The organism is Ruminiclostridium cellobioparum subsp. termitidis CT1112, assembly GCF_000350485.1.
Taxonomy (GTDB): domain Bacteria; phylum Bacillota; class Clostridia; order Acetivibrionales; family DSM-1351; genus Ruminiclostridium; species Ruminiclostridium termitidis.
Genome location: NZ_AORV01000025.1, coordinates 15,398 through 42,339 on the forward strand (window position 1 = coordinate 15,398; position 26,942 = coordinate 42,339).

Annotated in this window: 20 protein-coding genes; 6 read left to right on the plus strand and 14 right to left on the minus strand. The window is 43.1% G+C overall.

The genetic code is table 11. The features are described 5' to 3' along the window. Positions 1–291: 291 nt before the first annotated feature. The 3 genes from CTER_RS06640 to gap all read right to left on the minus strand — a co-directional run bounded on the left by CTER_RS06640 (position 292) and on the right by gap (position 4,853). Positions 292–1,896 carry a response regulator gene (locus tag CTER_RS06640; RefSeq protein ID WP_004624574.1) on the minus strand — a complete coding sequence of 535 codons (1,605 nt, stop codon included), beginning with the start codon at positions 1,894–1,896 and terminating at the stop codon, positions 292–294. After that, a complete protein-coding gene (locus tag CTER_RS06645) occupies positions 1,893–3,680 on the minus strand; it encodes a sensor histidine kinase (protein ID WP_004624636.1) in 1,788 nt (595 codons plus the stop codon). Before CTER_RS06645 ends, CTER_RS06640 begins: the two co-directional genes overlap by 4 nt. Positions 3,681–3,836: 156 nt before the next feature. Then, entirely contained in the window at positions 3,837–4,853 is a 1,017-nt protein-coding gene (gene gap, locus CTER_RS06650; RefSeq protein WP_004624585.1) for a type I glyceraldehyde-3-phosphate dehydrogenase, read from the minus strand. Positions 4,854–5,020: 167 nt separating this feature from the next. Here gap and CTER_RS06655 point away from each other — a divergent pair, with 167 nt between their 5' ends. The 3 genes from CTER_RS06655 to CTER_RS06665 all read left to right on the plus strand — a co-directional run bounded on the left by CTER_RS06655 (position 5,021) and on the right by CTER_RS06665 (position 8,429). Further along, positions 5,021–5,914, plus strand: coding sequence for a LysR family transcriptional regulator (locus CTER_RS06655; RefSeq protein WP_004624661.1), 894 nt, complete (start codon positions 5,021–5,023; stop codon positions 5,912–5,914). Positions 5,915–6,031: 117 nt separating this feature from the next. Continuing rightward, positions 6,032–7,090 carry an alpha/beta hydrolase gene (locus CTER_RS06660; RefSeq protein ID WP_004624688.1) on the plus strand — a complete coding sequence of 353 codons (1,059 nt, stop codon included), beginning with the start codon at positions 6,032–6,034 and terminating at the stop codon, positions 7,088–7,090. A gap of 112 nt (positions 7,091–7,202) precedes the next feature. Next, on the plus strand, positions 7,203–8,429 hold the full coding sequence (locus CTER_RS06665) for a GGDEF domain-containing protein (protein ID WP_004624642.1): 1,227 nt from the start codon (positions 7,203–7,205) through the stop codon (positions 8,427–8,429). A 6-nt stretch (positions 8,430–8,435) separates the two neighbouring features. Here CTER_RS06665 and CTER_RS06670 read toward each other — a convergent pair whose 3' ends face one another. Further along, on the minus strand, positions 8,436–9,278 hold the full coding sequence (locus CTER_RS06670; RefSeq protein ID WP_004624543.1) for an AraC family transcriptional regulator: 843 nt from the start codon (positions 9,276–9,278) through the stop codon (positions 8,436–8,438). Between the two features lie 201 nt (positions 9,279–9,479). On the opposite strand from CTER_RS06670, the gene CTER_RS06675 reads away from it, so the two are divergent. The 3 genes from CTER_RS06675 (at position 9,480) to CTER_RS06685 (ending at position 12,605) form a co-directional block, all read left to right on the plus strand. Continuing rightward, positions 9,480–10,241, plus strand: a complete 762-nt coding sequence (locus CTER_RS06675; RefSeq protein WP_004624593.1) for a sugar phosphate isomerase/epimerase family protein — start codon at positions 9,480–9,482, stop codon at positions 10,239–10,241. 99 nt (positions 10,242–10,340) lie between these two features. After that, positions 10,341–11,510: a Gfo/Idh/MocA family protein gene (locus tag CTER_RS06680; protein ID WP_004624676.1), complete on the plus strand. Its 1,170-nt coding sequence runs from the start codon at positions 10,341–10,343 to the stop codon at positions 11,508–11,510. A gap of 54 nt (positions 11,511–11,564) precedes the next feature. Continuing rightward, on the plus strand, positions 11,565–12,605 hold the full coding sequence (locus CTER_RS06685; RefSeq protein ID WP_004624711.1) for a Gfo/Idh/MocA family protein: 1,041 nt from the start codon (positions 11,565–11,567) through the stop codon (positions 12,603–12,605). A gap of 478 nt (positions 12,606–13,083) precedes the next feature. Here CTER_RS06685 and CTER_RS06690 read toward each other — a convergent pair whose 3' ends face one another. The 10 genes from CTER_RS06690 to CTER_RS06735 form a co-directional block, all read right to left on the minus strand. Next, positions 13,084–14,853 carry an ABC transporter ATP-binding protein gene (locus CTER_RS06690; protein WP_004624567.1) on the minus strand — a complete coding sequence of 590 codons (1,770 nt, stop codon included), beginning with the start codon at positions 14,851–14,853 and terminating at the stop codon, positions 13,084–13,086. Continuing rightward, complete coding sequence (locus tag CTER_RS06695) at positions 14,850–16,625, minus strand: ABC transporter ATP-binding protein (protein ID WP_117387133.1); 1,776 nt, start codon at positions 16,623–16,625, stop codon at positions 14,850–14,852. The genes CTER_RS06690 and CTER_RS06695 overlap by 4 nt, the downstream gene beginning before the upstream one ends. A 389-nt stretch (positions 16,626–17,014) precedes the next feature. Next, complete coding sequence (locus CTER_RS06700) at positions 17,015–17,788, minus strand: EFR1 family ferrodoxin (RefSeq protein ID WP_004624598.1); 774 nt, start codon at positions 17,786–17,788, stop codon at positions 17,015–17,017. Positions 17,789–17,977: 189 nt separating this feature from the next. Beyond that, entirely contained in the window at positions 17,978–18,538 is a 561-nt protein-coding gene (locus CTER_RS06705; RefSeq protein WP_004624539.1) for a glutathione peroxidase, read from the minus strand. Between the two features lie 252 nt (positions 18,539–18,790). Then, the gene (locus tag CTER_RS06710; RefSeq protein ID WP_004624682.1) at positions 18,791–19,933 is read right to left on the minus strand and encodes a glycerate kinase family protein; all 1,143 of its coding nucleotides are present in this window, start codon (positions 19,931–19,933) and stop codon (positions 18,791–18,793) included. Between the two features lie 120 nt (positions 19,934–20,053). Next, the gene (locus tag CTER_RS06715) at positions 20,054–22,543 is read right to left on the minus strand and encodes a beta-mannosidase (protein ID WP_004624614.1); all 2,490 of its coding nucleotides are present in this window, start codon (positions 22,541–22,543) and stop codon (positions 20,054–20,056) included. A 29-nt stretch (positions 22,544–22,572) separates the two neighbouring features. Then, positions 22,573–23,514 carry an aldo/keto reductase gene (locus CTER_RS06720; RefSeq protein ID WP_004624691.1) on the minus strand — a complete coding sequence of 314 codons (942 nt, stop codon included), beginning with the start codon at positions 23,512–23,514 and terminating at the stop codon, positions 22,573–22,575. A gap of 60 nt (positions 23,515–23,574) precedes the next feature. After that, positions 23,575–25,026 carry a glycoside hydrolase family 5 protein gene (locus tag CTER_RS06725; RefSeq protein WP_004624646.1) on the minus strand — a complete coding sequence of 484 codons (1,452 nt, stop codon included), beginning with the start codon at positions 25,024–25,026 and terminating at the stop codon, positions 23,575–23,577. Between the two features lie 49 nt (positions 25,027–25,075). After that, entirely contained in the window at positions 25,076–25,900 is an 825-nt protein-coding gene (locus tag CTER_RS06730; RefSeq protein ID WP_004624714.1) for a carbohydrate ABC transporter permease, read from the minus strand. Continuing rightward, positions 25,900–26,841, minus strand: coding sequence for a carbohydrate ABC transporter permease (locus CTER_RS06735; RefSeq protein WP_004624545.1), 942 nt, complete (start codon positions 26,839–26,841; stop codon positions 25,900–25,902). Before CTER_RS06735 ends, CTER_RS06730 begins: the two co-directional genes overlap by 1 nt. Positions 26,842–26,942 lie beyond the last annotated feature (101 nt).

Here is a 26,942-nt window from a genome sequence, read left to right on the forward strand (position 1 = left end):
GTATGAGCATCGAGCAATGGGCTGCACACAAAGAGCTTATTTGAAATAGTATGGGCTTGCAGCAATTATTTTTAGGCCGCCGCAGTGACTCGACCATCCAGGTCTCGGTACTGCTCAAAATGACTTCCTGTCATTTTGTCGGCCAAAATATTTGCTGCTCGCCTACATTTTCAATAAGCTCTTTTAACCGTGCTTCCCATTTCTCGATGTCATACTCGCGTACTATAAATAAATTGTATTTCAGATATAGCATTTATTTTATTTCACAACAGCCCATTACTGTTATAAATATTATTTATTTAACTTCTTATAGTCATTTACTGAATAACCGGTATATTTCTTGAAGCATTTCCCGAAGTAATTGGGATCGGGTATACCAACACTTTCAGCCACTTCGTATGCCATTCTGTCGTATTTGCCAAAATACTCTATTGCCTTTTGAATTCTCAGGCGTGTAAGGTATTCGACAAAATTAAAACCGGTGTGCTGTTTAAAGGTCCTGCTCAGGTAGCTGGGATTGATGTAGAAATTGGCTGCCAGTGACGTAAGTGTTAAGTCAGCATTCTGGATATTATCTTCAATATATGTAATGACCTTATCCATCAGATTGTTTTTCTTGTTTTCCCTTAAAAGTTTTATTTTGCAGGTAATCCTTTTGGATATGGCAATAATGTACTCTTTCATTTCAGGTATGTTGCCCAGTCCCAGGATACGGGAATACACCTCCGAGACCGAAGTAAAAAAATCACCCGTATTGAGCTCAAACTCACTTATGGTACTCAGGATCGAAGTTATCAGGCTTATGGCAAATACCCTTACTTCATTGCTGTCTGTTGAAGTTATTCCTGAAATCTCCTCAAATTTCCTGTCGATGAGTTCATGTACCTTTTCATCCAGGCCGGCTCTTATAAAGAACAGGATCTCTTCAGTCTCCACCCTGGTTTCCACCGTCCTGGAGTTACCTTTTTGAATGCAGATATCGCTGTAGCTTATCACAAGGTTATTGCCATAGATAAGCTTGTAGTTCAGTGCCTCAATTGCCTCCTTATAGCCCTGCTGAAGTTTATTTATGTCACTGTGGCAATTACCCACCCCTATGCTCACATTGCACTTAAACTTGTTGAGTATCAAAGTTTTTATATGTTCACAGCACTGGAACAGATTGATTTCCCTTTGAGAATTTATTATCACCGCATTACTATTAAAATCCGGGAAGACCACAACCCCGGAATCCGCTTTAAAATACTGCTTTATTGTATCCAGGTACAAGAGTTCCTGCACCATATCATTTTCCGGGTCCTGTCCTTTTAAACTTTTAGCCGGAGACACAGTAGCAATTTGAAAATATTTGCAAAGGCCGGACAGGCCGTAATATTCCAACCGTTCACCCATATCAGAGGGCTGCGGCCTCGAGAACAACAATTCATTCAGAAACTTTTCCCTTAAAAACGGCAAACTTTCCTTCAGCCGTTTTCTTACTTTTTCATACTCCTCCCTGTTGGTTTGCTCGCTCATGATTTTGTTTCGTATGTTTTCAACAGATTCTTTTATCTCAGCACGTTTCACAGGCTTCAGCAAAAAATCGGAAATACCCATTTTGATACCTTTTTTTGCGTACTCAAATTCTTCATATGCAGTGAGGATAATAACCTTTACGTCAGGATAATTCTCCGCAACCAGCCCGGCAAATTCCAGACCGTCCATGAAAGGCATCCTGATATCACTTATAACCAGGCCGGGCTTGAGCTCTTCCATTAAATTCAGACCCTCCTGGCCGCTTGAAGCCTCGCCGGCTATATCAAAGCCCAGGCTTTCCCAATCCAATATCAATTTAAGAAGATTTCTGGTATTTTCCTCATCGTCCACAAGCATTACCTTTATCCTGTTCGTATTCATACCGATCTCCTGTCCTCCTGACTTACTGGTATTCTCAAAGTTATTTTCGTCCCCTGTTTATAAGTGCTCTCAATTATGTACAGATCTTCCCGCTCGTAATAAATTTTGACCCTCTGTATTGTCCCCCTCAGCCCGAAGCTGTTCAAATTGTTATCCAGAGCGTTGTTATTCAGCTGCTCAAGCTCTTCCTCCGTCATGCCCATTCCATTGTCCTCAACGGTAAATACCGCATATCCGTCCTGCAATTTGGCAGATATTCGGATATCCCCATGCTCGCCCTTGGGTTTTATTCCATGGTAAATGGAATTTTCCACAAGAGGTTGAAGAATGAGTTTAACGGTGCTGTACTTCAATATTTCATCATCAATATCGTAATGCACCGAAAAAATATCCCCATACCGGAGGAGCTGCAGATGTATATAGTCCCTGACTATCTCCAGTTCATCCTCAACCGTTATTATTTCACTGCCCTTGCTGAGGCATTTTCTATAATAACTTCCCAAAGCCTCCAGGGCATCATACAGCTCTCCGTTCTTTCCCGCCAGAGCGAGATATCCCATAGCATCCAGCGTGTTATACAGGAAATGGGGTTTTATCTGCTCCTGCAAAACATTCAATTCGGCCTTCCTTTTGGTCTTCTGTTCGGTCACTATCCTTCCTATGAGGTTTTTTATTTCTATGACCATCAAATTGTATCCGTTTTTCAGTTTGCCTATTTCATCATTTCCGGTTTCCATTTCCACAATGTCAAACTGTCCGCTTTCAACAGCTTTCATTGATTTCAGCAGCCTGTGTATGGGAGAGGTTATAAGTCTTGAAACGAATACAATACCTATGCACAGCAGAATACCGTTAAGTATTATTATTAGCAGGCTTGCCATCCTGTACAGCGAGCCCTCGGCCTGCAGCTGTTCCAGAGGTATTCCGATAATCATTTTCCAGCCGTAGCGTTCCAGAAACATGGTTGAATAAAGATAGGGCTTGTCATTATGGTCGAATATTGAGGAATTTGTCTCCTTATATACCTGCGAATCCAGTAAATTGCGGTATTCCTCCTGTCCAAGGTCATCGTTGGTGGATATTATCCTGTTATTTTCATCCAGAATAACTATCCTGGTGCCGTATTTCTGTACAATTTCGTTGTAACAGCTCTGGAACCCGTCCTCCGATAAATTGACCATCAGAAGGCCTATGGGCTTCATTGTAATGTTATTATTTATTATCCTGAGAAGTGAAACGGTCTTTTCACTGCTGTGAATGTTGAAGACACTGTCGGCATTGAGCCTCACTATATAATAGCCCTGCTCCTTTTCCACATCCTTGTACCAGTATGCATTTTTTATATTCTGAATCTTAAGACTTTTCAGGTATTTTTTATCCGAGCCGTACCGGGTGTCAAAATTATCAAATATGTAGACTGATTTTATGTAAGGAGCCGAATCCATAAGTGTCACCAGATAATTTGTAAGTTTTCTCTGGGATTCCTGGGTATTGGCCAGTTCTTTGTAAGTGAGAATATCCTGTATATCCATGTTTCCCATGATGATGCGTGAATTGAAACTTGTGTTGTCAAGCATGGTATAGATGTTTGACTTCAGCGAATACAGGGTCTGCATGGATAAATCCCTGCTTTTTTGCAGAGTCAGCTGGTAACTCAGCCTGTAATATACTACAGAGGATATTATGAGTGACAAAATAAGAAATGCAAGATATAAAATGGTCATTTTGGCTGAAATGTTAAGATTGGTATAAACCAGCTTGCACAGATTTTTTATTTTTTTCATAAGCTGCAAGCACTCCCCGTTTCCATAATACTCTTCCCCAACCATAATTTTTTATCAAGTATATCATACACAATACAACAAATTCCGCCTGGAGTAAACGTAAAAAAACGACTGCTGTCAGTCGTTTTTTTACTGTATTATATTTCAGCTATTCCATTAAAGTCCCTTTCCGGCCACAAATGCCGCCAGGTCAGCATAACGGTTTGAAAAACCCCACTCGTTGTCATACCAGGAAACTACCTTTACCATGTTTCCCTCCAAAACCATTGTTGAGAGTGCATCTACTATTGAGGAGGCAGGATCTCCCTTATAGTCTATGGATACCAGCTGTTCTTCGGAATAGTCCAGAATTCCCTGCATCTTTCCTGCGGCTGCCTCTTTAAAGGCTGCATTGACTTCCTCTTTTGTAACTGTCTTCCCCACTTCCACAACCAGATCCACTACCGACACATCAGGGGTCGGGACCCTGTAGGCAAAACCGTTCAGCCTTCCGTCCAGCTCCGGAATGACAAGGCCTATTGCTTTTGCAGCACCCGATTTTGTGGGGATAATCGACATTCCTGCGGCTCTGGCCCTTCTCAGATCACTGTGGGGCAGATCGAGTATTTTTTGATCATTTGTATAGGAATGCACTGTTGTCATCAGACCTTTTACTATTCCAAAACTGTCGTTTAAAACCTTGGCCACAGGGGCCAGGCAATTTGTAGTGCAGGAGGCATTTGACACTATATTGTGAGTTCCTGGCCGGTACTTTTCCTCATTGACACCTAAAACTATGGTAATATCCTCATTGGTTGCAGGAGCTGAAATAAGCACTTTTTTGGCCCCTCCCTTTGTAATGTGGACTTCGGCTTTTTCTCTCTTTGTAAACAAGCCTGTGGATTCAAGTACAATTTCGATTCCCCTGGCTTTCCAGTCGATATTTCCGGGATCCCGTTCTGCAAGGATCTCTATTTTCTTACCGTTTACCACCAGATAATTTTCCATCACTTCCACAGTTCCGTTAAACTTGCCGAAAATGGAATCATATCTCAAAAGGTGAGCCAGTGTTTTAGCATCGGTCAAATCATTAATTGCTGCGATTTCAAGTTCACCGGAATATTTCTCCAGCAATACCTTGAAAGTGTTTCTGCCTATTCTTCCAAACCCGTTGATACCAATTTTTATACTCATAATCATTCTCCCTTCTTTGTATAGTTATGAGGAATCCTGCCTTGATTTATTCGGTTCCTTATAACTACCACCTTGTTTTGGTTTTCTTTACAAATTAATTATATTATCTGATATAATATAAATGAAATGCATATTAGACATACTTGATATAAATGGAGGTTATATCTATGAACCTTGAACAATACAGAGCATTTTTTTATACGGTAAAATTCGGAAATATTTCAAAAGCGTCAGAACAGCTGTATATAACCCAACCAGCTGTCAGCAGGTCCATTCAGCAGCTGGAGGACTCCCTGAAATGCACCTTGTTTTTCAGGACCTCAAAAGGTGTGAAGCTCACACCCGAAGGAGAAATCCTGTACAAATATATAGAACAGGCTTTTAACTTTATAGAAGCGGGCGAAAACAGGATAAGAGACATAAATAACCTGTTGACGGGAGAAGTGAGGATAGGAGTAAGCGATACCATCTGCAAGTATTACCTCATACCCTACCTCAAGCTGTTCAAGACACTTCATCCCGGCATCAAAATACATGTTATCTGTCCTACCACGCCAGGGATAATAGCACTTTTGAAGACCGGGAAAATTGATTTCGGCATTATCAACCTGCCCTACCGGGATGACCAGCTGAATTTTCAGAATATAATCAGAGTTCAGGATTGCTTTGTCGCCGGAGAAAAGTATGCATACCTGAGCAAGCAAATGCAGCCCTTACGGGAAATAGTCAGTCATCCACTGCTTTTACTGGAAAAGAACAGCAACTCAAGACTGTTTATTGATGATTATTTTAAATCCAATTCAGTAACTGTGGAGCCCGATTTTGAACTGGACAATATTGATCTGCTCATGCAGTTTGCAAAATATGACTTCGGTATTGCCTGTGTAATAAGAAATTTTATAGAAGATGAACTTGAAAACCGGAGACTATATGAAATCAAACCTGTAGAAAGAATTCCCTCCCGGCATATCGGAGTCACCTGGCTGAAAAACGTCCCTCTGTCGTCTGCCGCAAAGGTGCTCATCAGCAACCTTGACTACCTTGAAACCTCGGAATTCTAGGGATACCGGGTCCCGACAGGAATTAACTGGCAGCCCCTGTTTTATTGATTAAACCTGCCCGGCATAGTATAATTAGATACATTACGGGGTCCTATTCCCCTCTTACAGGGGGTTGTCATGAAAGTGTTCTTAAAAATTTTATGTGTATTGATTTTAATAGTTCTCATTACAGATATCGCAGGGAGCTTCTACTTTTATCATATTTCCGTTGCGCGGACCAGCAAGGATTTCCTTGCCAACGACAGCGCTCTGATAAATGAAATCGCCGCTGAAAATATCAGCGTATCCCCGGCAGATGTGCCTGCAAATGCCAAACTGTACAGCACATTGCAGGAAGAACAGCCGGAAACACAGCCGGGAGAACTGCAAAAAGAGCAACAGGAAGAACAACAAGTGGAGCAGATAGAAACCGGCTGGTTTAGCAATCAGCCCTATGAAGAAGTTTCCATAACCTCGGAGGACGGTTTGAAGCTGGCAGGCTATTACCTGGGGGCAATAGTGCCCACCAATAAAACCGCCATACTGGCACACGGGTATTCTTCACAGGGAATCTATATGGGTTCCTATGCCAAAATATATTACGATATGGGCTACAATGTGCTGCTGCCCGATGACAGAGGGCACGGCAAGAGCGAAGGTAATTTCATAGGTTTCGGCTGGACAGATAGAAAAGATTATTTAAAATGGATAGATTTTATTATAAACAGAGTAGGCCAGGACTCCCAGATCGTGCTTCACGGAGTTTCCATGGGTGGAGCCACCGTTTTAATGACCGGCGGTGAACTCCTGCCGACAGCTGTTAAGGCCATTGTGTCGGACTGTTCCTACACCTCCGTCCAGGCTGAACTCGAGTACCAGCTGAAAAGATTGTACAATCTTCCCGCGTTCCCGATACTGGACAGTACAAGTCTGCTGTCAAAAATAAGGGCGGGCTACTCCTTTAAAGAAGCTTCTGCCTTGGAACAGGTTAAAAAAAGCAAAACACCGACCCTGTTCATACACGGTGATGCCGACAAATTTGTCCCCTTTAGTATGGTATATGAACTTTATGAAGCCTGCACCAGTGAAAAGGACATATATATAGTTCCAGGAGCGGGTCACGGCGCCTCCTTTGATACCGATACAGCCGGGTACAGGAACAAGGTAGGAGAATTTGTCGGCAAGTATGTAAATTAAATACATGATCCAGATTATTTAAGCCGTTTATTTATTCAAAAAGCATTAGGCTTTCAGCGATTTATGTCGAAAATATATAGGTAAACCAAAGAAAAAGGATGGAGCCTTAGCCTTGAAAAAATTTTTTCGTACGGCAGCGCCGTTTATAGTACCTCTGGGATTGCTTATTACGGCATTCTTTTGCCTGAGCAGGCTTGAAGCTCTTTCACCCGGACTAAAATGGCTGGTGGGCCGTTTACCATATATATTATTTACGGCTGCCGCAATTTTGAGCTGGAGGTTCAACAGGAGCAGGGCATTTTTTATTGTACTCGTGCTGGCCGCCGGGGAGCTTTTTATTTCGGCAGCGCCGGTTTTGCTGCATGGAAACAAATCGGCGATACCCCTGATAACTACAGCAGCAGCTATGCTTGTACCAATAAATCTTCTGGTGTTTTCACTCTTGAAAGAACGCGGAGTTTTTACAGTCTGGGGCCTGATGAACGCAGCTTTTATTGTGCTGCAGACCGGTTTGGTTTATTATCTGTTAAAATCCGGGAGCAAGGTTCTCACAACAATCAATCAATGGAATATGATCCCCTGGGACATAAAAATTCCCGGACAGCTGCCGCAGCTTTCGGTTTTAATCTATATTGCAGTCCTTGCGGCAATGCTGATCCGGTTTATTGCAACCCGGTCCTATCCCGACGCAGCAGCTCCGGGTGTGCTTTCTGCGGTTTTCCTGGCTGTGAGCCTTAACAGGGACAGTCTTGCCATCCCTGTCTTCTTTTCTGCTGCCGGCGTCATTATGATAGTCTCTGTAATTCAGGATTCTTACAGTATGGCTTTCCTGGATGAATTGACCGGACTGCCCTCCAGAAGATCACTGAAATATGAGCTTATGAAACTGAGCGGAAAATACACAATAGCAATGCTGGACATAGATTTTTTCAAGAAATTCAATGACACCTACGGCCATGATGTGGGAGACCAGGTTTTAAAAATGGTTGCAGGCTGTATTAAAGATGTTTCGGGCAGCGGCAAACCTTTCCGGTACGGCGGTGAGGAATTTACCGTTGTGTTCCCCAACAGGACATTAAAGGAAGCGATACCCTTCCTGGAAGAATTGAGAGAAACGGTTTCAAAAAAGGGGTTTGTCCAGAGGTCTGCCGACAGGCCCAAAAACAACCCTAAAAACGGCAGGGGAAAGTCCGGAACAGGGAAACAGCTGTTTGTAACAATAAGTATCGGAGCAGCCGAAAAAAATGACAGGAACCGGCTGCTCGACGAAGTCATAATTGCTGCCGATAAAGCCCTTTACAGAGCCAAGAAAAAAGGAAGGAACTGTGTGAGCAGGTAGTTTTATTTAATATGCATTACGTTTTTTGTACTCTCCCGGTGCGGTTCCTATTATTCTTTTAAAAAGTCTGTAAAAGTTTGAATAGTCATTAAAACCGGAGGAATAGCAAGCCTCTGTCACACTCAGCCCCCTGGCCAGTAATTCCTTGGATCGTGCCAGGCGTTTATAGATGACATACTGGTGAAGATTCATACCGGTATTTTTTTTAAACAGCCTGGTCAGGTAGTGTCTGTTTATAAAAAATTGCTGTTCGATACTCTCAAGAGAAAGATCCCCTTGAAGGTTCTCGTTTATGTGGTCAAGTATGGGAAATAATCTTGCGGATATTCCCTTCTGCTCAACAGCATCCACGCTTGAAGACAGAAAGGCTCTGTTGAGCAAAACAAGCAGCTGGACAAAATAAGTATTCCTCAATATTGCGTCTGCAGGATTTTTATTTTTGCCGGTGTGTTCAAGCTTTTCCATAAGTTCGAGAAATTCCTGCCGCCGCACAGCATCAAACTCAATTTTGTTTCTTTCTCCCTTCCGCCTGCCGTTAAAGCACTGCAGCAGATCGAAGGCACCCGAGCCGTACATGACAGGTATTGCATCGTCAAACTGGATAAAGGCCCTTTCATAGGTTTTGTTTGATTTAAAGGAAGGCTTGTGTATTTCATATTTATTGGTTATTATCACATCTCCCTGCTTCAGTTCGTATATCTTATTCTCTACGAAATAATTGACATCTCCCGAAATAAGGTAATAAATCTCATATGCATCATGCAGGTGAAAATCAATGCTGATGATATCACTTCTTGTATGGCTGAATTCCAGACCGGCTTTGTCACCAAGATTCCTGATCACTTCCATAACAGCCCTCCTCCGCATTAATTGAAATAGTCAATTTTAGCAATGTTTTTGTTCAAAACCACAATGTTTATTTCTTAATTTTACAATAAAATTAAACTAAAGAACACATTGTATGCCAGTAATTTTAATAAAATTAACTAGTGGCTTGTAACATCTAAAACTTATATTGTCACAGACCACCAGCATGTTTGGAGAGAGATCATGAATAATAATGTAATTGCCGCACAGCTTTTCACTCTTCGAGACCATCTTCGCACCCCCGGTGAAATTGAAAAAACATTTGAAAAGGTCAAAGACCTGGGATATAAAGCCGTCCAGGTTTCAGGGCTGGGAGTGACTGATCCTGTTTTTATCAGAGATTTAACCTCCCGGCTTGGGTTGAAGGTATGCGCCACCCACTATCCCTTTGAGCGCTTGAAAAATGAGACGGATGCCGTTATCGGCGAACACAGGACAATGGCCTGTGAGTTTGCAGGTATCGGCAGTATGCCGGCCGAGTATCCCAGAACAAAAGACGGTTACCTCAGCTTTGCCCGGGATGCATCAGCTGTCGGCAAAAAGCTCTCGGCCCATGGCCTTAAGCTCATATACCACAACCACAGCTTTGAATTTCAGAAATACGGCGATACCACTGCTCTGGATATTCTCATAAACGAATCCGACCCCGAATACCTGGGTTTTGAAATTGATACATACTGGGTCCAGGCCGGCGGCGGCAGCCCGGTTCAATGGCTGAAAAAAGTGGCCGGCCGAATAGATGTGGTGCATTTCAAGGATATGGCTCTTGTGGAAGAAAAGCAGGAAATGGCTGCAGTAGGTGAGGGCAATCTGGACTGGCCTTCCATAGTAGAGGTGTGCAGGAAAATCAACGTCAAGTGGTATGCCGTGGAACAGGATGTATGCCCCCGGGATCCCTTTGACTGCCTGGCATCAAGTCTGAAATATCTTCAGCAATATATATGAAATATCTGTCAGTGCAATAGCGATAAAGGATATAAGTTTTTATTACATTTTGTGGCCACAAATGTGGCTCAAAGCCATAACATGGCTTAGGAGGTTAATATGGAGAAGCTACGAATAGGAGTAGTCGGAATAGGAAATATGGGATCATACCATGCACTCTGCCTCAATAACGGAGAAATCCCAAACGCAGAACTCACAGCCGTTTGCGATACCTCGCCCCAACGTTTGAAATGGGCCTCTGAAAATTTGGGTGCCGGAGTACAGCGTTTTGACAGGGCAGAGATGTTGTTCCAATCAGGACTTGTTGACGGAGTCATCATTGCAGTTCCCCACTATGATCATCCCACACTGTCAATTGAAGCCTTCAAGCATCACCTTCATGTCCTGTGTGAGAAACCCGCAGGAGTATATACCAAACAGGTGAGAAGGATGAATGAAGCTGCTGCAGAGAGCGGCCGGGTATTCGGCATAATGTACAATCAGAGGACAAATCCGCTGTACCTGAAACTGAGAGAGCTTGTAAAAGCAGGTGAACTGGGTGAAATCAAAAGAACAAACTGGATAATCACCAACTGGTACCGCCCTCAGGCATATTACAATTCCGGAGGCTGGAGAGCCACCTGGGCAGGTGAAGGCGGCGGAGTAATGCTCAATCAATGTCCCCACAACCTTGATCTATGGCAGTGGACCTGCGGTATGCCCATCCGGGTCAGAGCCTTTTGCGGCTGCGGCAAATATCATGATATTGAAGTAGAGGATGATGTAACAGCATACGTGGAATATAAAAACGGAGCTACCGGAGTATTCATCACTTCTACCGGAGATGCCCCGGGAACAAACCGCTTTGAAATAACCGGGGATATGGGGAAAATAGTAATTGAAGACGGAAAGCTGAATTTTTGGAGAAACAGGCTGTCCGAACGTGAATTCAATAAAACCACCACCATTCCTTTTTCCCAGCCGGAGGTATGGAAATGTGAAGTACCCCTTTCAGGGACTGAAACAGCTCACAAGGGCATTATTGCCAATTGGGCGGAAGGAATACTAAAGGGTACGCCTCTTCTAGCACCAGGTGAGGAGGGTATAAACGGACTTCAGATATCAAATGCAATATATTTGTCCTCCTGGCTCAATGACATGGTTGAGATTCCGGTTCCCGAAAACCTGTACTATGAGAAGCTCAAAGAAAAAATCGAAGCCTCTTCTTATAAAAAAACGGTTTCCGAAGTTAAGGTATCCGATGTAAACGGAACCTTTAACAGTAAATGAGAATGAATTCCCGCCGTCCGGTTTACAAACCGGCCCGGTCAAAGGAGAAAGCTTATGAATAATATGACAAACCCCATCAATGATTCCTGTAAATTCAATGCTGCAATAATCGGCTGCGGCGCCATTCATGCCTTACATGCCGATACTGTTATGCATAGCCCCCTTGCAGTACTTTCTTCGGTGGCAGATATAGACCCCGCCAGGGCAAAAGCGTCCTCTGAGAAATACAACTGCAATTATTTCACCGATTACACCAAGGTTTTAGAGGATGAAAATATTGATGTAATCCATATATGCACACCCCATTATCTCCATGCCGATATGGCAATAGCAGCCATGGAACACGGAAAGCATGTCATTCTTGAGAAACCTATGGCCATAAAACTGCCGGATGCCGAAAAGCTGATATACACGTCGGATGCAACCGGAAAGCAGCTTGGCATATGCTTTCAAAACAGGTATAATACCAGCTCGGTAAAGGCCAAAAGCTTCCTCACCTCGGGCAGAGGCGGCAAGCTCCTTGGTGCAAGAGCTTTTGTGACCTGGTACAGAGACGAGGAATATTATACGGGTTCAGGCTGGAGAGGCACCTGGGAACGGGAAGGCGGAGGTGTTCTCATAAACCAATCCATCCACACCCTGGATCTTCTCCAGTGGTTTATGGGTGATATAAACAGGATAAAGGGTTCTGTGGATACAAGGGCGCTGAAGAAGGTCATAGAGGTGGAAGATACCGCCGAAGCGGCAATCCAATTCGAAAGCGGTGCTACAGCGTTGTTCTATGCCACCAACTGCTATTGTGCCAATGCTCCCGTCATGATAGAAATCGTAACCGAAAACGCTGTATTAAAAATTGAAGACGGCCTGACCATAAAATACAATAATGGTGACTGCGAATCCTATTCCGAAGTTGACAGGTCCACCGGAGCCAAAGCTTATTGGGGCAGCAGCCACAAGACTCTAATCGAAGACTTCTACAGCAGGCTCGCGGAAGGTACCAAGTTCCCTTTGGACGGTTCCGAGGGTATCAAAGCCCTGCAGATGCTCCACGCAATATACAGCTCCAGCAAAAGCGGAGAGTACATAGAACTATAGGTAAAGCTAGTTAATGTTACTTACAGCTTGGACACCGTATAATTTAAAACGCCTTCAACAATGGGATATATGTATTTCTATTGATTATAGTGCGCGAGTATAACTTCAAAAAATGGAAAGCTCTGTTAAAAGTACACGCCTGAAATTGTAGGCGAAACACAGGTGTTTTAGCTGGCAAATCGGCAGGAGGCCGATTTGAGCAGCGACCCAAGACAGGAGGTCGAGTGTCCTGCGACAGCAAAAACACTTGTGATGAGCCGTACAAATTTCAGGCATGTACTTTGTGAGCTATCCATTTTTTGAAGTTAGTACGGGAGCACTATAACCATAGTAATATTTCATTTATTTCATTGCAGTTTTTAATTGTTTGAGCCCGCCGGAAACCCAGTTTACCAAATTCAACAAAGAAAATCCCAGCAGGCTTCCAACAAGCCCACCAGTGATATATGGCAATAAAAGCTCAGTATCTATAACCTTCTTACTTTTTGGTTACCTGCAATCTGTAAAGACGGCTGTATACTCCTTCGGCTTCCATCAGCTCGGTATGCCTGCCCATCTCCTTGAGCCTGCCCTTGTGTATTACAATTATCTTGTCGGCATTTCTTATGGTGGAAAGCCTGTGTGCTATTATTATGGAGGTTCTGCCCTTTGTTATTTTAGCCAGCGCATTCTGTATGACCAGTTCCGTTTCGGTATCAATATTTGCCGTCGCTTCGTCCAGGACCAGTATGGAGGGCTTGAAGGCAACTGCCCTGGCAAAGGAAATAAGCTGTCTCTGCCCCGCTGAAAAGGTACAGCCTCTTTCCTTTACCTTTTCGTGATATTTATCAGGCAGCTGTTCAATAAAGCCGCCGGCATTGACGTACTTTGAAGCGGTTTCTATTTCTGCGTCGGTTATTTCACTGTTATTCAATCTGATATTTGACAATATATCCCCAGAAAAGAGGAATACATCCTGTAGAACCACCGAAACCTGCCTTCTCAGATCCAGGAGGTTGAATTCCTTTATATTGACTCCATCCAGTAATATTTCCCCTTTCTGTATATCGTAAAACCTTGTAAGGAGACTTATTATGGTTGACTTTCCGGAGCCGGTGGCACCCACGAAGGCTGCCGTTTCACCTGCTTCAATTTTAAAGCTCAGATCCTTGAGTATCCACTCCTCTTCATTGTAGGCAAACCAGACATTTTTAAATTCAATTTCTCCCCTGACCGGTCCCAACGGCCGGCCGCCGTGGATGTCCTCCTGAACATCAACCGTATCAAGTATTTCAAAAATCCTTCCCGAGGAAACCACTGCCGACTGGATTGTGGTATACTGCTCCGAAATTGTACTTATAGGATCAAAGAATTGCTTTATATATGTTATAAAGGCATACAGCAGGCCTATCTCCAGCGTATTCCCTATAACCCTTTCAGTGCAGAAATAGATAAGTACGGCAATGGTAAGATTATTTATTATATCGACCAGAGGCCTGCTGAAACTGTTTAATATTATTTCCCTGAAGCTGAATTTAAAATATTCCCTGTCCAGCTCTTCAAGTTCCCTGAATTTCTCCTTTTCCCTGTGGAATATCTGAACCAGCTTCATCCCCGAAATGTTTTCTGCAAGAAAGCCGTTTATCCTGGCAATCATGCTCTTCATCCTTATAAAATTCTTTCTGGCTGCAATACGGTATATGACCGTGGCCAGTACAATAAGGGGTATGCAGCTCACACTTACCAGCATTAATCTGAAATCCATAAATGCCATTGTGGCGACTATTCCGATCACCATTACAAAATCTCTGAAAAGATTTACAAGAACACCCGAAAACAGATCATTGAGAGCCTCCACATCATTTGTTACCCTTGTGAGTATCCTTCCGGTGGAATTCCTGTCGAAGAAGGACATGGACATGTTTTGAATATGTGTAAACAAGCTGTTTCTTATATTAAACATTATTTTCTGTCCGACATAGGTAAGGATATAACTTTGTGCATAGGTAAAAATGGCGCCTATCACTACAAGCACAAAATATATAATTCCCATGGTCCATAAAGCCGAACGGTCATTTATCCCCTTTGTGATATAACTGTCTATTACATGTTTTATAATATAAGGCTTAATAAGAACAGCAGCGTTTATCACCAGCACCAGTACCATGCTCAGAAGCAGCAGCGGCAGATACGGCCTGTAATAGCCCATAAGTCTTGCAAACTGAAATTTATCGCTCCCCGCTTGTTTTTCCCTGTCCAGGCTGTTCATTTAACCACCTCCTCAAGGGTCTCCGCCTGATTTGTCTGCGTTTTGTACAGTTTGAAGTAATTTGCCTCAAGCTCCATCAATTGTGCATGTGTTCCCCTTTCAACTATCCTTCCGTTTTCCAGGTAAATGATCTCATCGGCATGCATTACGGTGGATATCCTATGGGAGATAATTATTCCCGTACGGCTTTCGAGCACATCTCTTATATTGCCAAGTATGGTTTCCTCGGTTTTGGAATCCACAGCCGACAGGCTGTCGTCCAGTATCAGAATGGAGGGGTCTTTTATTAAGGCCCTCGCTATGGACACTCTTTGTTTTTGTCCGCCCGACAGCGTGGTACCTCTTTCACCGACCACCGTATCAAAACCTTCCTGCAGCTCCATGATATTGTCATATATGGCTGAAATTTTTGATACCTCTTCTATTTCGTCATCGGAATGGACCGGTTTGAAGAACTCGATATTGTTTTTTATAGTGGTGGAAAACAGGAAATTGTCCTGGGGCACGTAGCCTATGCACTCCCGGAGCACATCCACAGGAATTTTGTTTATATCAATACCGTCTACAAAGATATGCCCGTCTTTGACATCAAACAACCTGAGAAGCAGGTTTATGAGAGTGGTTTTACCGCTTCCCGTCTTTCCCAGTATCCCAAGAGTCTTACCCTGCTCCAATTGAATATTTATATCTTTTAATGCTCTTCTATTGGCCTTGGGATAGGTAAAGCTTAAATTTCTGATTTCAATTTTGCCTTTGATCTCGCATACATCACAAATGCTTACTGTCCCTTCCAGGGCCGGCGGCACGCAGAAAATTTCATTGAGCCTCCTGTAGGAAGCAATTCCTCTCTGCCAGGTTTCAATGATCTTGCTGATATTCATCACAGGGCCCATTACCGTTATCATGTATGTATTGAATGCAATATAGTCTCCCAGTGAAATTGTGCCGTCCATAACAAGACGGCTGCCGTACACTATAAAAAACAGAAAACTGAACCCGAAGCATATCTGCGCACTTGGTCCCATGATTGCTGATGCCTGAGTCAGTTTCATCTGTGTATCAACCCTTGACTGGCTGAATTTTGTGAAATTAAGCACTTCTTCCCGCTCCTGGGCAAAGGCCTTTATTACTCTTATACCCGACAAATTTTCCTGTACTTTGTCGGAAATATCGGCGAAAGCCTCCTGTACCCTTTTAAACCTTTCGCGGATCAGTTTGCCTATCCTGACCATTATTACGGCAGCTACCGGCACAGGTGCCAGAGCCATGACGGTCAATATAGGATTAATGGTATTGGCCATAAATATTATTGAAACAACGCTTATGGTTATACCGTCCAGAGCCTGGACAAAACCTCCTCCGAACATGAATCTCACTGCCTGGATATCATTTATGGCATATGCCACCAGGTCTCCTGTTTTGTGATGACTGTAAAAATCCACCGAAAGAGTCTGGAGATGCTTGAACAGATTATCCCTGAGGTAGCATTCAACTGTCCTGCAATTGCCTATCAACAGGTAACGCCATATGTATTTGAGTATAAACACCAGAATTATGGCACCCAGCATTAACAACACATACTGATATATCTGTTCCCTGGCCATATTCCGTTTATCAAGACCATCAGTTATTATTCCGAGTATTTTGGGAATAAGCATGGCACAAAAAGATGAGAAAAGCAGTATCAATATACCTGCTACATAGCTCCATATATGATCCCTGATAAATGTCAGCAATAACTGTTTTCCCTTGACCGTTTCCTTTTCTTTCATAAGTACCATCAGCCTTTCCGGCTCACAATATCTAATGAAATCATTTCACACCTGCGTGAGCCTGATAAGTTGTAAAAAATCATCCTTGAATTATACCTTTTATTGTTTTTTATTGAAATGGACATTTTTAATTAATTTTAAACATTGTTGTAATTTTTGAAAAATGAGCATATCAAAACTAAAGCAATTGAAATACATGTAAAAATAATAGTGCTCAAGTATAACTTACAAGTTGTACTTGAGCACTATTATCAGCATTCCATTATTTACAATTCTCTCACTTTGCAACATTCCCATTTTACTATATTTAAGGATAAAAAAGGACCTGCCGCCCAGGTGAATAAAATTTATTCATTGCGCAACAGTTCCTATCAGTAATAATTTATGTATTACAAAACCCTGACATTGGGATTTGTATACCTGCCTTTTTTAAGTGTTCCCTTTCCGTATTGTATTGCCTTAGCCGGGCAGTAATTGATACAGGCAAGGCACTGGGTGCACTTGCTTCCCCAGACAGGCTTTTTATCCACCTTGATGGTCCGGGTATTACAGACCTTTTCACACAAACCGCAGCTTGTACAATTATCGTCTGCATAAAACTTTCCGGTACCCAGTGCATTTTTATTAAACAGCGGATTTACAACACCTGTTATGAGACCCGGTAGAAAACCTTTTTCCAGACGGAAAGCTCCTATCTCTCTTTTTTCGATGCTCCTGTTTATATCCAGCAGTGTTTTTTCTGCTGCGGCCAGCTTATCTTTTTCAACTTCTCTGGAATCAACATCTCCAATAATTATATAATTGTTGGGCATCTTTATGGAGAAACCTCCCGACAGTTTCATGCCTTTTTTAGCCAGCCGGTTGTCGAGGATTTTCATGGTATTTCCTATATTTCCGCCGCAGGTTGCGACCGAAAAAACATATTGGTTGTTAAAATTATTGAATTTCAGCCTGTCTATGAATTCCAGAACCATCCCCGGCGGTCCCCATGCATAGACCGGGAACACAAAACCTATTGCCTCGTTGTCACTTAAGCTGTACTCAAACAATTGCTCTCCGCTGTTGATTTTCTCTGAAACGGAGACCAGGTCCTCTCCATTATAGTCCGCTATATTTTTAGCAGCCTGCAGAGAATTCCCCGTACCGGAAAAGTAAAATACCATAACCTTCCCTCCTTAATAATACCGCAATAATCCTGCAAGAGCAGTGTATACAGTAGTTACTGCCCATCTACTAATATACATTTTATTCCGTAATTATACAAGTAGTCTGCAACATCTAAATTAATACATCGCGGTCGGTTAATTTTCAGGCCGGACAATATACGTTTTGGATGTTACAGACCAATAGCATTATTTTGGGTTTTGCTGCAAAAGCTTTTCAATATCCTGCTCCATATCAGCAGGGGAGGTAGTGGGTTCATATCTGCCTGAAACATTCCCCTCTCCGTCAATAAGAAACTTGGTAAAATTCCATTTTATTGAGTCACCGTGAAGCGTTTCCGGAAATTTTTCTTCGAGAAGGCTTTTCAGGATTTTCCCAAGGGCATGATTCATATCAAACCCGTTGAAGGGAGCCTGTTCTGTCAGGTAATTGAACAAAGGATGGGCTCCGGCACCTCTGACATCTGTTTTCGAAAACATCTGAAACCCGACTCCATAGTTTAATGTGCAGAAGCTTTTGATTTCCTCATTGCTGCCAGGTTCCTGCTCTGCAAACTGATTTGACGGGAACCCCAGTATTTCCAGGCCCTGTCCCTTATACTTTTCATAAAGCTTCTGCAAGTCCTCATATTGAGGTGTAAAACCGCATTTGCTGGCCGTGTTTGTTATTATAACTACCTTTCCTTTATATTTTTCCAGTGAAATTTCATTCCCGTCTATTGTCCGGGCCTTAAAATCGTAAATATTCATATATCTCTCCTTTTCTCCTTTATACTTTTTCTCAAATTTAATTTTATAAAATATAATTGTATGCAATTATTATAGCTCTTCCAGGGCGGCTAGTCAACAAATATATCTTCCCGGATTGCTTTTCAGGCAAAAAAGTCCACCGTCGGGGCATAACACACCGGCAGTGGACTTTTTTGTTTGATTGTAAAAATTGTCGCAAATATTATTATAAAGAATTTGTTAAATATTTTATTATGTTTTTTATTATATTATTTATATGCTCATACCGATTTTAATCAGTAAAAACATCCTGTCTGCTCCGTTTTTCAACAGTTCTCTCGAATTGGCAATAGCTTCGTCCAGCGTCATTATTCCGTTGACGGTTGTCATGATGCTTCCCAGATTGTTCTGCCAGAAGAGTTCGGCACCTTTCCCCATGCCTCCGGAAATTACCGCTACAGGTACCTGCTTTGGAGTACAGCGCTTCATTATTCCCGAGGGGACCTTTCCAAACCTGACAGACTGCTCATCTATATTGCCTTCCCCGGTCACAACAAAAGCTGCTCCGTCAATTAGCTCGTCGAAGTTTACTGCATCCAACACAACATCGATTCCCGGTTTCAGCCCGGCGTTCAGAAATGCCATGAGAGCAGCTCCCATTCCTCCGGCAGCACCTGCCCCGGGGACATTGGCAATTGTCTTTCCAAGTGTATTTTCCACCACTTTGATATAATTGGACATGCCTTTTTCCAGCCTGTCCAGCAGCTCGGGGGTCACTCCCTTTTGAGGCCCGTATATATAAGTTGCACCGTCTTTCCCCAGCAGGGGGTTTGAGACATCACATATTACCGTGATATCACATTCTGAAACTGCGGGATTCAAGCCTGAAATATCAATTCTTCTGACCAGTTCCAGGTCCGAACCGCTTCCCTTCAGCTCTTTTCCCGAAGCATCCAGGAACCTTGCACCGAGAGCCCTCATGGCACCCATTCCGCCGTCATTGGTGGCACTGCCTCCAATGCCAATGATAATACTGCGGATTCCTTTATCCAGGGCCTTCCGGATCAGCTCGCCCGTACCGTAGGAGGTTGCCGCAAGAGGCTCCTTCCTTCCGCCCGGGATCAGGGACAGTCCCGACGCCTGTGCCATCTCGATGACAGCAGTCCTGCCTTCATGTATGTATCCGATGACTGCCTCTACAGGATTGTTCATGGGTCCGGTGACCGTAAACGTTTCTTTGGTACCGCCTGCCGGCACCGTCAGGGCATCTATGGTGCCTTCCCCTCCGTCGGCCATGGGAACCGGTACTGTTTCAACCTTGCCAAAAATGCGCTTTGCAGAATCATTGAGTACATCAATTATTTCCAGTGAGCTTAAGCTCCCCTTAAAGGAGTCGGGTGCAAATACTATTTTCATATTACCTCCATGAGCCGTGTTATGGCTTTGAGCCACATAGCGGCTACAAAACAGTTATGAAATTTGTTCACTCCTCCATTCCCCATAAGGCAAATAAAGGAGGTTAAACAGCCATAAAGATTAAAACTCTATTGTACACTTTTGATCATCATAAACCGCTTTGGCAGTGATAATACCTTTTGAATGCCGTCCCAGCACCATGACTTTTTTTGGCTCATCGGGAAGCAGGTCGAAGTAATTGTCTGAAAAGAGCCAGCCAAATTCGTCTCCGTCCTCATTTCCCAGCAATTCAACACACCTTGCGAATTTTTTTGAGGTTATGACAAGACAGTTGCCGCCTTCTTTGGCAATTTCAAGGCCGGTATCCACAGGAAACATCAGATGCCTTTCCAGTTCAAACACATCAATGCATTCCGCAATCAATCCTCCGCCGGGTGCAAATGCTTTTGCACAGACCAGGAAACGCTTGCGGAACTGGCCGAATTCATCCAGGTCAGCCAATACCTTTGACTCATCGGCCATAACCGAAAAAGGTACGCTGAATCCTTTTACATAGCTATTATTATCCATGTCAAACAACTTTATGTCAAGTGTCCCCTCAACCCGGTTCATGGTATCGTTTGTCATCCATACGTAGCCATGCCGTGAGAATTCACATGACAGCAGAATTGGTTCATAGGCCCGTTTCAAGGCATAATAGGGATAATACGGTTCCTGGAAATAATCGATTACTCCATAGGATATGATATTGCTGTTATTGTTGAATTTCCAGAGCATATGTCCCTTTGTTTTACGGACTCCTTTTTGATCTCCGGCTGAGTAGCCCCTGCGGAATCTTTCCACATCTTTTCTGATATATTCGGCATGGGCGGCACCAATGCGGTAAATCAACTCCCCCGGCGAATCAGCATCATAATAATGCTCAACAGGCCCCAATTTGATATGTCCTATATTTGTATTGTGATTGCACCATGACCCGGGCCAGGGCAATGGATTTTTTCTGCTGACCTTTGCAGTATATCCCTCTGGCCACAATTCTTCAGGTGTCATCATTTTTTTCATTGTACGCAGCGGCGGAGTCGATACTCTGCAGTTTTCACTGAGAAAAACAGGATAATCCCTTTCAGGTACAAACCACAAATGGGTATATCCATGGGTATCTCCTGCCGACGGATCGTTTGCCCATTTGCCTCCGTACGGAGAGGATGGATGGTACAAACGGTCGGGATCAAGTCTTTTACATACCTCGGGAAAGACCTCCATAAATATTTTTTCCCCGAAACAGTATTCACCCGGAAAATCATAATCGCGGGATAAAAGCATTTCATTGCCGCCGCACCACAGTAAAATACACGCATGATGGCGAAGTCTTTTTACAAGCTGCTCGGCTTCCATGCGGCAGGCTTCCATGAACCTGGGCTCTTCGCTGTACATGGAATAGCACAGATAAAAATCCTGCCACACCATGATACCCCGACTGTCGCACTGGTCATAAAATGCTTCGTCATAAACTTCACTTTCTCCCCAAACCCTCACTATATTGCAATTTCCCAGCTCTGCCAGATCCAGAATTCTGTTCATCAGCTCTTCATTGTAGCAATTGGTAAGCGTATCGGGGTGGGTAAGATTCACTCCCCACAGCTTGAGCGGATGCCCGTTTATCCTGTAATCAAAGTCTCCGGCAAGTTCAAGTTTCCTGAAGCCGACTTTTTTTATGAGCTGGTCACCTTTCTTACTCCCGCAGCGGATACAAATGGTGTATAAATATGGCTCCCCGTGTGTGCGGGGCCACCACAGCTGCGGTTTTTCTACAGTTATACGCAATTCTGCCGAATCTTCTGAAATTACCGACTTTTCAAGGCCTTTCAGATTATTGTCCCCGTCATACACCGATATGGTACATTCGGTTTCCCCACTGTAGTTCTCCAGTTGAAGACTGCAGGCAATCGTTCCTTCGGTATAATCCTCATTCAGGAACGAATCCAGCTTAAATTCCCTTATCCGGAGTGTCTCTGCCTGTTCCAGTACCACCTCGGAATAAATACCGCATCTGATAAGGCTTGGAATGGGCCCATTGTAATCATGAAACCCGGAGCGGAACACTCTCTCGCAGGAATTTGCAGGCACTCTGCCCGCATACTTCTCCGGTATCTCAATTGAATCGATCACTTTTTTTGAAGAATGAAAATATACCATAAGAGTATTGTTCTTCTTCAAATTTTCCAGCCGTTCTGTCCTGTGCTGGAGGTAAACATTATCGAACCGGGCTATGCATTGTCCATTCAGATATATATCTGCATAAGTATCCAATCCCTTAAAATATAAATAAGAAGGAAGAGCCGGATCATCGGCTTTGAAGTCACAGAAATATACCCAATCGAAGTCATCGATCCATGTATCCTTATTATGCCCCATAATGTTTGGATTTTCTATTACACCGTGGGAATATAAGATATCATGCACCTGAGAAGGCATTTTATTAATAGTATAATTTAAATCCGGGCCATCTCCATTTTCACAAAGCATATCCACAAGCCGTTCCGGCGTCAATTGCCCGTCAGGTTTTATCCGTCTTAGCTTCCAACCCTTTTCCAAAATCATACGTTTCATTTTTCAACCCATCCTTAAATCAGGTCTGTTTAAAAAACAAACCCTTTGGTAGCCGACAGTTTTTTCATAATGCTCTCGCTCAAGCGCTTTTCGCTGGCTGCTGTATTTTTCAAAACCTGATCGGCATTTTTTGCGCCGGGGATAACACTGCATATTCCAGGATAGCTCAAGTTGTATGCCAGTGCCAGTTCATTCATCTTCATACCGGTTTCCTTCACACATTCCTCGATTATTTTCATATCCTCCTGCACTGCTTCAAAACGTTCCTTGCTCCAGAAACCTTTTCTGTTGTCGCCGTCGCCAAACTTTGTATCAACACCATACTTGCCGGTCAGAATCCCGCTTGCCAGAGGCTGGCTTGTAAAAACAGCTATGTTTCTCTCTTTTGCAATCCTTACAACCTCAATGTTGGATTTGTTCAGAATATTAAACGGGCATTCGATTGCCTCTATGGCACCATTTTTATCTTTTTCCAGTGCATGCAGGGTATCTGCCGCTCCCCACATTGCCAGACCGCAGTATCTTGCCTTGCCCGACTTTTTGATCTCTTCCATTGTGCGGAAAACTTCAGCCTCATCCTGCCATTTTGAATCGGGGACATGCAAAAGATAGACATCCACATAGTCTGTTTGGAGGCGCTGTAAGCTTTCATCCAGGCTCATCATGAGATAATCCCTTGTAAAATTCTTGTTTCGCTCGGGTACACGGAAATTGGTTCCCCCTTTTGTTACTATAACTGCCTCCTTGCGCATTCCTTTAAAAAATTCACCTATGAGCTCTTCACTGTGCCCGTCTCCATATGAATCACAGGTATCATAAAAATTAATGCCCGCATCCAGGGAAGCCTTTAACGCCTCCTTGGCATCGTCGTCCCGTCTGCCGCCGCCCCAGGCTGTTCCGCCTATTGCCCATGCTCCGAATCCTACATCCGAAACTTTAAAATCTGCATTTCCAAAATCATTATATATCATTAAAATTCCCAATTCCTTTCATTCTTTATCATTCAGTTAACTTTTATCAGTCAGCCTTTATCATTCGGTTAACCTTTGCTTTAAAATTTCCAGGTAGTCCTTGTTGATTATGCAATTCTTGAAGTTAAACGCCTGCATTATACTATCAATTTCTGTTTCGGTCATATTTGCAAATCTTCTTGCATAGGCAGGCTGCAGCATTGCAGCAGCATAACCGGTGAGTGCCGCATAGTTGAAGGTATATGCATTAGCGGCATTCTGGCATTGATAATTGCCCGACTCGGCCAGTATCAAGTCAGCCAGTTCACGCGACTTGACTCTTCCGGGAGAATCCCAGTACTGTGCTACAAAATTTTCGGCGCCCAGGTTCCGTTTCATCTGCTGTACAGGTTCTACAATCTTCATGTAGTCTGATTCCGGATCAAGAGTCACCCATCCCATTATTCCGGCATCCTTATATGTCCAGGTTGTCCAGTTTATATCACATTCGTTGTACACCGCAAGCTGGTCATCCATTGCTTTAAGCCTGTAATGCAACTGCTCTTTCTCTCCATGATATTGAGAGCCGAATTCACCCACCCATATAGGAACATTATGCTGCCTGCTGAAAATATATCCCTGACAGTTCAAAATATCCATTTTCTGGCGGTTTTTATCCCAGTAAACAAGTCCTGCCTCAGACTGGTAATAGCCCGGATAAGGGCCTGATCCGAAACCCGGTGAAGTATAATTGTGGCTGCTGTAAACCAGGTTGTCAGCAAAAGGTGTATCAAGGCCTTCAAAATAACGGGAATAGTTGTCCCCTTCCAGGAAAATGATATGTTTCGGATCGATGTCCCGGATAGCCTTTACCGTACGGCTGTACAAGCTGTTCATAGCATTCCAGTCGGGCTTGTAATGTTCATAAAAATCAAAAGCATGCTCTCCATTGGGGTTTCCGGTGGAAGGCTCATTGATCAGATTATATCCTGCAACAACATTTCTTCCCTCATATCTGCGTGCAAACTCCTGCCACAACGCGACAAAGCGGTCCTGGAAGAGCTTGTGCGTCCATAACAGCGCCACTCCCCTCTCATTGTCGGAATGCCAGTGACAATTCTGCCAACCCGGTGCCGCATGCATATCCAGAATGACGTAAATGGAGTATTTCTCGCAAAGCTTCAAAATACCATCCAGGCGTTTAAAGCCCTCTTCATTATATGAAAACGGTTTATCATCCGTTTCAAAGCACCTGTAATTCAAGGGAATACGGATGCAGTTGGCACCGCTGGCCGCAATAAAGGCAATGTCGTCCTCGGCAAAGAAATTATCCGCCATACGGTCAAAAAACATTTTTCCTTTTACGCTTCCCAGAGTATCCAGCATGTGTTTTCTCAAAGCACTCTCGGTTCCCGGGTATGCATTTATAAAATCCTCAAGATTGAGAAAACCTCCAATGCAGGTTCCACGTAAATTTACAACTTTTCCGCTTGTATTAATAATTTTTCCATTCTCTATTTGTAGTAAATCCATAATTTTTGTCCTTTACCATGAGTATTATAAATCCATTAATTGCATACTGCTATTCTTTCACAGCCCCCGCCGAAAGTCCTTTAATTACCTGCTCCTGACATAGGAAATAGAAAATCATTACGGGCAGGGAAGCCACCAATACCGCCGTAAGAATAGCAGGGATATTTATCGATTCCGCTCCGTAGAATTCACGGATTCCTATGGGCAGTGTTTTCTGGCTGGGAGAGTTGATCAATGTCAAACCAAATATAAATTCGTTCCAGCACGCCAGAAAATTGAAAATAGCCACAGTTGATACCGCAGGCAGCGAAAGAGGCAGCATGATCTGTCCGTATATCCTGAAAACCGATGCTCCGTCAATGTAAGCGGATTCCTGTATACTCTTTGGTACTTCCTTGAAAAAACCCGTCATAATAAATACCGAAATAGGAATTGCAAAGCTTGTATAAGGTCCTATCAAGCCATAGGTTTTATCCAATAATCCCAGCTGCCTGTTTAACGCAAAAATCGGGATCAGGGTTGTGTGTGCAGGTATCATCATACCTACCAGAAATAACATGAAAACTGCCTTGTTAAGTTTGAATTTCATTGTTGCCAACGCAAAACTTGCCATTGATGCTATAAAAATAGCCAGTGAAACAGAAATACCGGCTACAAACAGCGAATTAAACAGGTATCTCAAAAAATTTGCCTTGAAAACCGCAATAAAATTTCCTATATAAAAAGTTGACGGAATATTCCAGAAGCTCTGCATATATCCATTCTGGTCCTTAATGGAGGTAATAAGGACAAAAACAAATGGAAATCCGAATATTATTAGAAATAATATTGCTACAAAATATAAAAGAGCCTTAAGAGTAATTTGCTTTGTCATTAATTATTCTCCTCCTTTCTGCGGGTTCCAAATTGGAACAGGGCAACCATGGTCAGGGATACTATAAACATAAATGCCGCAACCGAACTGGCATATCCCATATTCGAAGACTCGAAGCCATTTTTGTACATATAGGTGGCCATTACTTCGGTTGCTCCGTTAGGTCCTCCTCCGGTCATAACATACACCAGATCGAAGTACTTCAAAGAACCTACCAGGGATAATATTGCCGATGTCTTCAAGGTCGGCGCCAGCAAGGGCAGGGTAATGCTCTTGAACAGCTGAAGCTTGTTTGCTCCGTCTATGGTGGCTGCCTCGTTGATTTCATCTGCGATATTTGTAAGCCCTGCCCGCAGCAGGATCATATACTGGGGAATATACTGCCAGCATACAACGAATAAAACCGCTGGCATTGCACTCTTAGGATCTCCTATCCAGGCCATGTTCTCAAGAGATTTAAAGCCCATGGCTGTGAACATATGATTGATCAGTCCGTAATAAGGGTCAAACATCAGAAGCCAGATAATACCTGTTGCGACAGTTGACAGCAGCATAGGCATAAAATATACGGTTCTGAAGAATTTTGCTCCGCGGATCTTACTGTTGACAATGAGTGCCAGAATAAGTCCGAATGAGAGCTGGAATACAATTGAAACAACCACCAGAATCAGATTATTTTTTAATGCCAGCCAGATATTTATATCCGTAACCAAATTAATATAATTCTTTAATCCTATAAATGTCATTCTGGGACTCAGTCCCGACCATTTCATAAAGCTATAGTAAAAAGTCCGGAAAATACCATAAACATTATAAGTACCGTATACCAATAATGCCGGCAAAAGGAATAATAAAATCGTTAACCGTTGTTTCATCGCTTGTTTTATTTTACTTTTTTTAACATAATCGTTACCGGGCATAGTTCCCTCAAGCGTTTTCATTAATGTAGCACCTCACATTGCTTATTAAGATTCAGGTCTGTAACCATAAGGGGCTAAGTCAAGCCCAAATTTGACCTAGCCCCTGTGGCTTTGTTCAGTGA